This window comes from Streptomyces sp. NPDC024698, assembly GCF_055559015.1.
Genome location: NZ_JBVHLK010000028.1, coordinates 69,601 through 78,652, shown reverse-complemented (window position 1 = coordinate 78,652; position 9,052 = coordinate 69,601). Strand labels below are relative to the sequence as shown.

Sequence of the window (9,052 nt, the reverse complement as noted above, 5' to 3'; positions counted from 1 at the left end):
TCGTCCTGGGTCGGGCAGGCGACCCGCACGATCTGGCAGCCGGACGCGGTCAGCTCGGCGATCTGCTGAAGCGTGGCGCCGATGTCCGACGTACGGGTCGTGGTCATCGACTGGACGGACACGGGAGCCCCGCCGCCGACCGCCACCGGCCCGACCTGGATCCGCCGCGAGAGGCGGCGCTCCGCGATCGGCCGGACCGGTAGCTCGGGCAGGCCCAGGGAAACGGCGGTCATGACCTCACCCGCGGCTTTCCGTGAAGGTCTCGCGGGCGGCCCGGATGGATTCCCGGAGCGAGCCCATGGTCGCGAGGACCGCGGTCGGCTCGTAGCCGCAGTGCGCCATGCAGTTCGCGCAGCGGTCGTCCCTGCCGCGGCCGTAGGAGTCCCAGTCGGTCTCCTCCAGGAGCTGCTTGTACGTCTGCACGTACCCGTCGCTCATCAGGTAGCAGGGTCGCTGCCAGCCGAAGAGCGAGTAGCTCGGGATCGCCCACGCGGTGCACGGGAAGTCGACCTTGCCCTCCAGGAAGTCCAGGAAGAGCGGGCTCTGGTTGAGCCTCCAGCGGCGCCTGTTGCCGCCGGCGAAGGCCTTCTTGAACAGTTCCCGGGTCTGCTGGACGCCGAGGAAGTGCTCCTGGTCGGGGGCCTTCTCGTAGGCGTAGGCGGGCGAGAGCATCATCTCGTCGACCTTCAGGTCGTCGTTGAGGTAGTTCAGCACCTCGATGACGGTCTGCGGGGTGTCGGTGTTGAAGAAGGTCGAGTTCGTCGTGACCCGGAAGCCACGCCGCTTGGCCTCCTTGATCGCCTCGACGGCCTCGTCGAAGACGCCTTCCTTGGCGACGGACTCGTCGTGCCGCTCACGCAGCCCGTCGATGTGCACGGCCCAGGCGAAGTACGGCGAGGGCTTGAACTTGTCCATCTTCTTGCGCATCAGCATGGCGTTGGTGCACAGGAAGACGAACTTCTTCTTCGCCACCAACTGCCGTACGATCTCGTCGATCTGAGGGTGCATCAGCGGCTCGCCGCCGGCGATGGACACCATCGGCGCACCGGACTCGAGGACCGCGCCCACCGCCTGCGCCACCGGCATGCGCTGCTTGAGCACACCGGCGGGGTGCTGGATCTTGCCACAGCCCTCGCACGCGAGGTTGCACGCGAAGAGCGGCTCCAGTTCGACGAGCAGGGCGAACTTGTCCCGCTTCCGGAGCTTCTGTTCAAACAGGTATGCAGCGACCTTCATGGACTGCCGAAGCGGCATGGCCATACGGCTCACCTCCGAGGGAGCGACAAAGAACGGTGCCATTCGAAAAAAGCGGGAAGCACGACACGAAGAACGCGGAAGGCTGATATTCCACCGCGGAACGTGCCGATTCGGACGAGTTCATGCTCCGGAGCATCCACGACCACCCGGACGGCCGCAACGGGACGGGTGCCCGAGCGGACGGCGCCGAGCAGCGTGGCCGCCGACTCCATGTCGACGGCGATGGCGCCGGTCGCGAGCAGATCGGACCGCTCGTGACCGCGGACCACATGGTCCGAGCCGGTGAGCGGCCCGGTGTGGACGGTGCGGCCCGGCACGGCCCGGGCCAGTTCCTTGACCAGCAGGTCGGTGCCCACGCACGGCGTGGTGCCGCCCGGGTCCCGGGTCTCCTCGGCGACGACCAGGTCACCGGGGTGCATGCCCGGGGCGAGTCCCGCGCAGAATCCGGTGGCCAGCACGGACGCCCTGGCCAGGACCGGGTCGGCGAGCACCCGGGTGACCGACCGGTCGGCGGCCTTGGGCCCCATGCCCGTACGCAGCACGGTGACCGGCCCGCCGGCGCCGCTCCGGTCGCCGCTGCGCAGGGCGAGATGCTCGATGCCCAGCGCGCAGGCGATCAGGAGCGGGTCCGGGGCGGGCAGCCTGTCCATCAGCCCCCCTCGGCCGGGGAGAACGGTTCTCCGTGGACGTAGCGGCCGAGCGCGGTGAGCGGGAAGACCTGGCGGTAGAGGTGGTAGTTGATCGAGAAGTCCCACGGGAAGCCGGTCCCCGTGAAGTAGGGCTCGTCCCAGCTGCCGTCGGGCAGCTGGGTCTCCGTGAGCCAGAGCACCCCGCGCTCGGTGGCCTTGGAGTCGCACTCCCCCGCGGCCAGCAGGGCGAGCAGCGCCCAGCCGGTCTGGGAGGCGGTCGAGGCGCCGCGTCCGCTCCAGCCGGCGGTGTCGTCGTAGGAGCGCAGGTCCTCGCCCCAGCCACCGTCGTCGTTCTGCACCGACTCCAGCCAGGCCACCGCCCGGCGGATCGCCGGGTGCGAGCCGGGCAGCCCCGCGGCGGTCAGGGCCGGGACCACCGAGCCTGTGCCGTATACGTAGTTGACGCCCCAGCGGCCGAACCAGGAGCCGTTCGGCTCCTGGTGGGAGAGGAGCCACCGGATGCCCCGGCGGGTGCGCGGGTCGTGCGTGAGCCCCTCGACCGCCAGCATCTCCACCACGTGCGCCGTGACGTCCGCGGAGGGCGGGTCGATCACCTCCCCGAAGTCGCAGAACGGCAGCCTGTTGGGAAACGCGCTGGTGTTGTCGACGTCGAAGGCGCCCCAGCCGCCGTCCTTGGACTGCATGCCGAGATTCCAGCGGACCCCGCGTCCGATGGCGTTCTCGACGCGGTCCGGGTCGTGATGCCGGACGCGGCGCAGTGCGAGGACGACCTCCGCGGTGTCGTCGATGTCGGGGTAGTTGTCGTTGTGGAACTCGAACGCCCAGCCTCCCGGCGGAAGTTGGGGGCGCTTGACCGACCAGTCGCCGGGCCGGACGATCTCCTCCCCGAGCATCCAGTCCACGGCCTTCACCAGTTGCGGATGATCGGCGGGCACTCCCGCGTCGGCCAGGGCGATGGTGGCGAGGCAGGTGTCCCACACCGGCGACTGACAGGCCTCGATCATCCGCGCGCCGTCGTCGCGCCACACGGCGAAACGGTTTAGCGAGGCAAGTCCCTCACGCATCACCGGGTGTTCGAGGTCGTAGCCGAGCAGATGCAGCGCGATGACCGAGTAGACGGCGGGCGGCTGGATGCCGCCCCAGCAGCCGTCGTTCTCCTGGCGCTCGACGATCCAGCGGCCGGCCGTGTTCATCGCCGCTCTGCGCAGCGCGCGCGGTGCGACCTTGCGGTACTGGTGCAGGGCCTTGTCCAGGCGCTGGAAGGCCCCGTCCCAACTGGTCACGGGGGCAAGGGGTCTGGAAGGATTGGGGTTGCGCGCGTCGGTGTGCAGTTCGTCCAGCGGGAACGGCGCGGGCCGCACCGGGCGCTTCGCGGAGACGACGGTGAGCGGCACGATGGTCTGCCGCGCCCAGCATCCGAAGTCGTAGATGTTCAGCGGCATCCACTTCGGCAAGTAGATGAGCTCCGGCGGGAGTTCGGGCAGGTCGTCCCACTTCCACCAGCCGAAGAGGGCGAGCCAGATCCGGGTGAAGACACGGGCCGCGGCGATGCCGCCGCGCGCGCGGATCCACGCGGCCGCCTTCGCCATGTGGGCGTCGTCGGGGGCGTCACCGGCGAGCCGCAGGGCGACGTACGCCTCGATGGTGGTGGAGAGCTCGCCAGGACCGCCGTAGAACGAGGCCCAGGTGCCGTCCTCGCGCTGCTCGCCCCGGATGAACAGCGCCGTGCCCCGGGTGGTCGGCTCGTCGCGGATTCCCAGGAACTGGCGGAGCAGCAGGTCCTCGGCGTCCATGGTGACGTTCGTCTCCAGGTCGCCCTTCCACCAGCCCTCGGCGTCCTGGCGCGCGAGCAGGAAGTCCGTGGCGCGCTCCATGGCGCGCGTCGCGGCGTCTCGGGTCTCGACTGTCCCGGCCGCCTCGGGAGTCGTCTGGTTCCGGTCTTCGCTGGCCGAGGCAGCGCGGGGCGGCAGGGCCCCGGTGCTTCCGTCGGTCGTCGCTGTCATGGCTTCCCCTTCGTGCAGTGGTGTGTCTCTGCTGTGGGTCCGCCGTCGGCCGGTGCGTTCGTTCGGATGGATATCCCCCCGCTCGAACGAGGTTCGACGCTTGGGGAAGGCACCGGCCGGCGACTACGCGAGGTTTATTCGACCGATGACGATCATCTCTTCCGCACGACGACGAAGTCGGCCAGCGCCACGAGCTCGGCGCGTACCCGTTCGGGCATCGGTACGGCGTCCAGCGCCTCGAGGGCGATCGCGTGCTGACGGCGTGCCTCCTGAGCGGTCCACTCGCGGCCGCCCGCCTCCTCGATGAGCGCGGCGCGCGCGGCGAACTCCTCCTCGGAGAAGTTCTCGAAGTCACTGGCCTTGGCGTCCTCGGCGAGCAGGTCGCCGAGCCGCTCGGAGGCGGGGCCGCCCGCGGCGAGCGCGGCCACGACCGGCAGGGACTTCTTGCGCTGGCGCAGATCGCTCCAGGTCTGCTTCCCGGTGGCCTCGGGGTCGCCCCAGATGCCGAGCAGGTCGTCGACGGCCTGGAAGGCGAGGCCGAGGTGGTAGCCGTAGCGCTCCAGGGTGTCGGCGGTGAGGTCGTCGGCGCCGCCGAGGACCGCGCCGATGGAGCAGGCGCAGGCCAGCAGGGCGCCGGTCTTGTTGCCCTCCATCTCCAGGCACTCCTCGACGCTGACGCGGTCGCGGTGCTCGTAGGAGATGTCCTGGGCCTGGCCGTCGATCAGGGCCCGGGTGGCGGTGGTCAGACGGCGGGTGGCCCGTCCGGCCTCCACGGTGCCGAGTTCGAGGAGGATCTCGTTGGCCAGGGCGAACAGGGCGTCGCCGACCAGGATCGCCTGGGCGGGGCCGTGCACCTTCCAGACGGTGTCGCGGTGACGGCGCTGCTCGTCGCCGTCCATCAGGTCGTCGTGCAGCAGCGAGAAGTTGTGCACCAGTTCGACGGCGACCGCGCCGGGGACGCCCACCTCGGGCGAGGCGCCGGCGGCCTGCGCGGAGAGCACGGCGAGCGCGGGACGCACGGCCTTGCCGCCGTCGCCGTCCGCGGGGTTGCCCGCGGCGTCGATCCAGCCGAAGTGGTAGGCGGCGACGGTGTCCATGGGCGGCGCCAGGCGGTCGACGGCCGCCTTGAGCACCGGTGTGGCCAGGGTCCGGCCGCGCTCCAGGAGCGCGGTCACGTCCACCGCGTCGGCAGCCGTTTCGGCCGGGGGCACAGTGGGCACAATCTCTCCTCTTGTCGCGGTACCGGGGGTGCGGGGACCTGCCATGCTCCGGTCGAGCGTCATGCCGCCTCCTCGAAGAGTCCGAGGAGGTGGTCGCGGGGCCGGCCCAGGGCGTCGAGCGCGGCGTCCGCCGCACCCACTCCACTGCGAACCGCACTCTCCATGGTCGCGGGCCACCCTGTGGCGGTCCACGCTCCGGCCAGGTACAGGCCGGGGGCCTTGGTACGGGTACCGGGCCGCAGCCGCCCGACGCCCGGGGCGGGGGCGAACGTGGCGGTACGCTCCCGGGTCACGAAGAAGTCCTTCACTCCGGCGCCGCGCGCACCGGGCAGCAGCCGCTCCAGCTCCGGCAGATACCGCTCCCTGAGCACGGCGACGGGCTCGTCGATCTCGTCCTGCGCGGCCGACTGCGACAGCGCCAGATACTGCCCGTCCCTGAGCCCCGAGGCCTCGGTGCGGTCGAAGACCCACTGCACCGGGGAGCCGAGGGCCGCGAAGAACGGCGCGGTGAGGACCTCGCGGTCGTAGACGACGTGGATGTTGAGGATCGGCGCGGTGCCGATGTCCAGAAGCCGCTCGGGGGCGTCGAGCGCCCCTTCGGGCAGCAGGTCGTGGGCCTCGCGCTGGGGTACGGCGAGCACGACGGCGTCGGCCTCGATGCGCTCGCCGGGAACCTGAACGCTCCAGCGTCCGTTCCCGTAAGGGGAGACGGAGGTGACGCGTGTACGGATCTCGGTGCGTACGCCCGCGGAGTCGAGCGCCTTGCGGGCCAGAGTGTCGTGCAGTTCGCCCAGCGGGACGCGTGCCCAGCCGATGTCGGCCGCGCCCGGGTCGGACAGCAGACCCGTCTTGAACACCATCGCGGCGAGCCCGAGCGAGGAGTCCTGGGCCACCGCGTTGAGGGTGGCGACCCCCACGAGGTCCCACAGTGCCTCGACGGCACGTCGTGACTGACCGTGCCCGGCGAGCCAGTCGCCGAAGTTCTGCGTGTCGAGTGCCGGATCGGTGAGGTCCAGGCCCTTGAGCGCGATCGCGGCGCGGCCCACCTTGGCGCGTTCGGCGAGCGAGAGGTGCTGGTACGTGGCGAGGCTGCGGGCCAGGTGCAGCGGTACGGGCAGCGCGTCGCGGCCGATGCGTCCCAGCCGTCGTCCCGGTGGCGCGTCCAGATCGAGAACGGGCACGTCGAGACGATCCTGCACGGGCGCGAGCGCGGTGGCGTCGACGCGGTCGAGGAACCAGCGGTAGGCGGTGCAGCAGCGCAGGAAGACGTGCTGTCCGTTGTCCACGGTGAGTTCGCCGCGCTGGAAGGAGAACGCGAGACCGCCGAGGCGCGGTCTGCCTTCGAGCAGCGTCACCCGGACCCCCGCGTCGGCCAGGGCGAGCGCGGCGGTGACACCGGCGAGACCGCCACCGATCACCACGGCGGTGGCCCGGCCGGAGCCGTCCGTGGACCCGTCCTCGCTCATCGCACACCCTCCCCTGCGGCATCACCGTGATGGTTGAACGATCCACGGCAGGCCGTCGCAGTCAGGGACGCCACCGGGCTCCGGAGGGTTGCCTGCCGCTTTTCGTCGGCCGTATCACCTTGGACCATTTCATCCATCAAACACGCGTCCATTCAGACACGCCTCCGGACCGTACGGCGGGAGACGTGCCGGGCGTCGAGGCCGGAGAGGCCGCGCACCGCGACGTACGCCTTCTCGCGTCCCGGCAGGGACACCCGGCCGCGCAGCACGGCCTCCGGTTCACGCTCGATACGGTCGAGCAGGCGCCGGTAGATCCCCGCCATGGCCGCGACACAGGCGCCGCTGCGCCGGTCCAGCATGGGCAGCAGCCGGTAGCCCTCCGCGAAGAGGGCACGCGCCCGGCGCACCTCGAAGTGCACGAGGCCCGCGAAGTCGGAGCCCTGCGGCGGGGTCGGCCCGTCGAACCCGGCCGAGCAGCCGAACTTGGCGAGGTCGTCGGCGGGCAGATAGGTGCGCCCGCCCTCGGCGTCCTCCCGGACGTCCCGCAGGATGTTGGTGAGCTGGAGCGCGAGCCCGAGCGTGTCGGCGTACTCCGGCGCGCGCTCGGTTCCCCGCGCCCCCGGCTCGGTGCCGAAGACCCCGAGCGAGAGCCGCCCGATCGCTCCCGCCACGCACCGGCAGTAGACCTTCAGGTCGTCCCAGGTCTCGTACGTCTCGCCGCGCACGTCCATCAGCACACCGTCGATGAGCTCGTCCAGGCCCCCGAGGGGGACCGGGAAGTACTCGGCGGTGTGGCTGAGGGCGACCGCGACCGGGTCGGTGTCGTCCTCGGCGACGTCGCCCGCGCGGACCCGGGCGAGCAGCGTCCGGGTCTCCTCCAGGCGCACCGCCTTCACGTCCGGCGCCAGGGTTCCGTCGCCGATGTCGTCGACGCGCCGCGAGAACGCGTAGAGCGCCGACATCGCACGGCGCTTGGACGTCGGCAGCAGCCTGATGCCGTACGCGAAATTACGGGCCTGCTGACCGGTCACCGCCTCGCAGTAGCTGTACGCGGCGAGTACCGGTGCGGACACGTGCTGGTCCGACTCCACGGTCCGGATCACCCCTCTCCTCGCAGAGTCACTCCCACCTCGCGCAGCAGCTGGAGCTTGCCGGGCTTGGGCGGGCCGGGTAGTACGTCGTATTCGGCGGCGGCGATCGCGCGGACCGCCGCCTTTCCCCCCGCGACGAACCCCGCGAGCAGCAGTTTCAGCCTGCCGTGGACGCTACCCACGAGGGGGGTGCCTTCATTCAGGAGGTTCAGAGCGCGTTCTGCTTCGTATGCAACCAGTGCTCGCACCGATGCGCCTGCTGTGGGGGCGGCGAGATCGGCTTCGAGGACATGAAAGCGCTTCATGTCCTCGGCGGGCAGATAGACGCGGTCGCGGCCGAGGTCCTCGGCCACGTCCTGGAGGTGCTCGACGATCTGGAGCCCGGTGCACACCGCGTCGGAGCGCAGGATCCGCTCGGGCGTGGACGTACCGGTGACGGAGAGGACGAGGCGGCCGACGGGGTTCGCGGAGAGTTCACAGTAGGCGAGCAGGTCGTCGTAGGTCTCGTACCGCTTGACGAGCTGGTCCTGGCGGTTGGCCGCGATCAGGCCGAGGAAGGGCTCGGGGGTCAGGTCCGCGCGGCGGACCGTGGGCAGGAGCCGGCGCAGCAGCGGGTGGCGCGGGGCCGACTCGAACACCCGGTGAAGATCGGCTTCGAGCGCGTCGAGGAGGACGAGCCGGTCCTCGGCGTCCGCGTCGGACACGCCGAGAAGGCGGGCGTCGGCGCCGCCGGGGGCGAGATCCCCGTCACCGATGTCGTCCACGAGGCGGGCGAAGCCGTACACGGCCATCAGGTCGTCGCGCCAAGCCCTGGGCAGGAAGAACGGCGCCACGGGGAAGTTCTCGTCCGCGGCCTTGTCGAGGGTGCCGCGCACCGGATCGCCGGTACGGGCCGTCCCGGCTTCGATCACCGCTCGCCGCCCGGCGCGGGGACGGCACACGCATCGCGGAGCTGGAGAGTCACCGTAACCATTGCCGTCACATCTCCCGTTCTACACTGCCGACCCAACACTGCCCATTTCGGACACGCCGCCCCGAGATCCGCTCGGCGTGACGGTGCCGGGTGTCGCGTATTATCGCCCCACTTGACGCCTTTCAGCACCGGTACAGCTTACGTTGTACAACGCGGCACACTCCGCCGGGGTGTCCTGCACATCACAACAACACACCGATTGGCGTCAAGATTCCCCACGCCGACGGGAGTTGACGTTTCCTCCGCAGACGCAGGGCCCCACCGGACAGTTCCGGCAGGGCTCAGGGCGTGTCCGCAAAGTCTCGTCTGCCCGGCGACGCCTGGCACGCGCTCTCGCCGCACCGGACACAGACCCAAGTACGTCCAGTACGAGGGCCTGCGCCCGGCACACC

At 70.9% G+C, this 9,052-nt stretch carries 9 protein-coding genes; all 9 read right to left on the bottom strand.

The features are described 5' to 3' along the window. Positions 1 to 233, bottom strand: a 233-nt coding sequence (locus ACZ4AA_RS35065) for a flavodoxin-dependent (E)-4-hydroxy-3-methylbut-2-enyl-diphosphate synthase (protein WP_467611622.1), incomplete at its 3' end; no start/stop codon positions are given. 4 nt (positions 234 to 237) lie between these two features. Then, positions 238 to 1,260 (bottom strand): adenosyl-hopene transferase HpnH, encoded by a 1,023-nt coding sequence (hpnH, locus tag ACZ4AA_RS35060; RefSeq protein ID WP_467611619.1) that lies wholly within the window; start codon positions 1,258 to 1,260, stop codon positions 238 to 240. A 5-nt stretch (positions 1,261 to 1,265) separates the two neighbouring features. Then, positions 1,266 to 1,907: a phosphorylase family protein gene (locus ACZ4AA_RS35055; RefSeq protein WP_467611617.1), complete on the bottom strand. Its 642-nt coding sequence runs from the start codon at positions 1,905 to 1,907 to the stop codon at positions 1,266 to 1,268. Next, complete coding sequence (gene shc, locus ACZ4AA_RS35050; protein WP_467611615.1) at positions 1,907 to 3,910, bottom strand: squalene--hopene cyclase; 2,004 nt, start codon at positions 3,908 to 3,910, stop codon at positions 1,907 to 1,909. Before shc ends, ACZ4AA_RS35055 begins: the two co-directional genes overlap by 1 nt. 152 nt (positions 3,911 to 4,062) lie before the next feature. After that, a complete protein-coding gene (locus ACZ4AA_RS35045) occupies positions 4,063 to 5,193 on the bottom strand; it encodes a polyprenyl synthetase family protein (RefSeq protein WP_467611613.1) in 1,131 nt (376 codons plus the stop codon). Then, the gene (hpnE, locus tag ACZ4AA_RS35040; RefSeq protein ID WP_467611611.1) at positions 5,190 to 6,596 is read right to left on the bottom strand and encodes a hydroxysqualene dehydroxylase HpnE; all 1,407 of its coding nucleotides are present in this window, start codon (positions 6,594 to 6,596) and stop codon (positions 5,190 to 5,192) included. The genes ACZ4AA_RS35045 and hpnE overlap by 4 nt, the downstream gene beginning before the upstream one ends. Further along, entirely contained in the window at positions 6,593 to 6,724 is a 132-nt protein-coding gene (locus tag ACZ4AA_RS35035) for a DUF6380 family protein (RefSeq protein ID WP_467611640.1), read from the bottom strand. The genes hpnE and ACZ4AA_RS35035 overlap by 4 nt, the downstream gene beginning before the upstream one ends. 24 nt (positions 6,725 to 6,748) lie before the next feature. After that, positions 6,749 to 7,699, bottom strand: a complete 951-nt coding sequence (gene hpnD / locus ACZ4AA_RS35030; protein ID WP_467611609.1) for a presqualene diphosphate synthase HpnD — start codon at positions 7,697 to 7,699, stop codon at positions 6,749 to 6,751. Further along, positions 7,696 to 8,598, bottom strand: a complete 903-nt coding sequence (gene hpnC / locus ACZ4AA_RS35025) for a squalene synthase HpnC (RefSeq protein ID WP_467611607.1) — start codon at positions 8,596 to 8,598, stop codon at positions 7,696 to 7,698. Before hpnC ends, hpnD begins: the two co-directional genes overlap by 4 nt. Positions 8,599 to 9,052: the final 454 nt, after the last annotated feature.

Excerpts from the sequence above, each read along its gene's own strand:
- hpnE (WP_467611611.1), bottom strand. The coding sequence starts at position 6,596 with ATGAGCGAGGACGGGTCCACGGACGGCTCCGGCCGGGCCACCGCCGTG.
- shc (WP_467611615.1), bottom strand. The coding sequence starts at position 3,910 with ATGACAGCGACGACCGACGGAAGCACCGGGGCCCTGCCGCCCCGCGCT.
- ACZ4AA_RS35055 (WP_467611617.1), bottom strand. The coding sequence starts at position 1,907 with ATGGACAGGCTGCCCGCCCCGGACCCGCTCCTGATCGCCTGCGCGCTG.
- ACZ4AA_RS35035 (WP_467611640.1), bottom strand. The coding sequence starts at position 6,724 with ATGGTCCAAGGTGATACGGCCGACGAAAAGCGGCAGGCAACCCTCCGG.
- hpnH (WP_467611619.1), bottom strand. The coding sequence starts at position 1,260 with ATGGCCATGCCGCTTCGGCAGTCCATGAAGGTCGCTGCATACCTGTTT.
- ACZ4AA_RS35045 (WP_467611613.1), bottom strand. The coding sequence starts at position 5,193 with ATGACGCTCGACCGGAGCATGGCAGGTCCCCGCACCCCCGGTACCGCG.